Here is a 1028-nt window from a genome sequence, read left to right on the forward strand (position 1 = left end):
TAGATGACCGCACCCGATCACACGCCTGAGCCATTCAAATACCACTTGCACGAAAGGGGGCATCCATACATGACAAATGGCGGAGCCAAAGGCGGATCGACGTGATGTCGATGAAGCCGAGGAAGCTCTCGGCGGTCTTGTCATGGCCTGTGGCGACGCGGCGGGCGTTCTTCAGCTTGTTGAAGCACCGCTCGACCATGTTGCGCAGCGTGTAGATGGCCATGTCGACGGTATTGCGCAAGGCGTTGGCGGTCGCGATGTCGAAGATGCCGGCCAGCCGCGACTCCTTCGCTGGTCCTGCAAGGTCCGGTTGGCCCGCAGGGCGCGGCCATTGGTTTGGCTGCTAGGACAGGCGGTGCGGATCAGCGACAGGATGTAGTCGGCGCTTCAATGTAATAAAGAAGGAGGATAATTGAGATTATGTGATGTACTATCGAGCGGCTCTTTGGATTTTCAAGATGATGCGATAATGGTCGCAGCGAGATGTCAGCTCGCTGTGTATAGCTGCAGGCGGTTTCCCATAGCGTGAGGCAATGGGCGTCCTATCTTCGCGAAGAAGTTATAGATGATACCATTTTTAATGGTAGCGGTCCCAGAATACTGAAAAGCGGGCATAAATGGATTTCCCGTGCGAACGCAGCATGATGCAGCCAGTGTGGAAAAGACCATGACACGAAGAGCATGCCGCACCGTCCGGCGCTCAAAGTGAAACGTGGGATCGCCGCGATCAAGAGTGAGAAAACGATGATCGCGCCCTCGCAGGCGTTCGACATCCATCCCGATTAGATTAAGCAATGGCGGGGTGAACTGCTCGACGGGGTGAAGCTGGGCTGTCCACTTAACCTTCTTGGCTAACGAATTTCATGACGGTTTCGATCGGTCTGCGCCCCATGTTGCGGTAGCCGAGATGGGGCCTTTCGGTGTTGTAATGGACGAGCCACGCATCGAGATCGGCCTGCAACGCATCGACGGTTTCGTAGAAGGTCTCGCGCATCTTCACCCGGACAAACTCGTCCAGGACCGTACCG

At 55.8% G+C, this 1028-nt stretch carries 1 protein-coding gene and 1 pseudogene; both read right to left on the reverse strand.

Translation table 11 applies throughout. The annotated features are described in order from the left end of the window. Positions 1-34: 34 nt before the first annotated feature. Positions 35-241: pseudogene (locus ESZ60_RS20645) on the reverse strand (hypothetical protein); the annotation flags it as partial. A gap of 597 nt (positions 242-838) precedes the next feature. After that, positions 839-1028, reverse strand: a 190-nt coding sequence (locus tag ESZ60_RS20650; RefSeq protein ID WP_167620214.1) for an integrase core domain-containing protein, incomplete at its 5' end; no start/stop codon positions are given.

The sequence above is a fragment of the Paracoccus ravus genome (genome assembly GCF_004522175.1).
In the GTDB taxonomy this organism is placed as follows: domain Bacteria; phylum Pseudomonadota; class Alphaproteobacteria; order Rhodobacterales; family Rhodobacteraceae; genus Paracoccus; species Paracoccus ravus.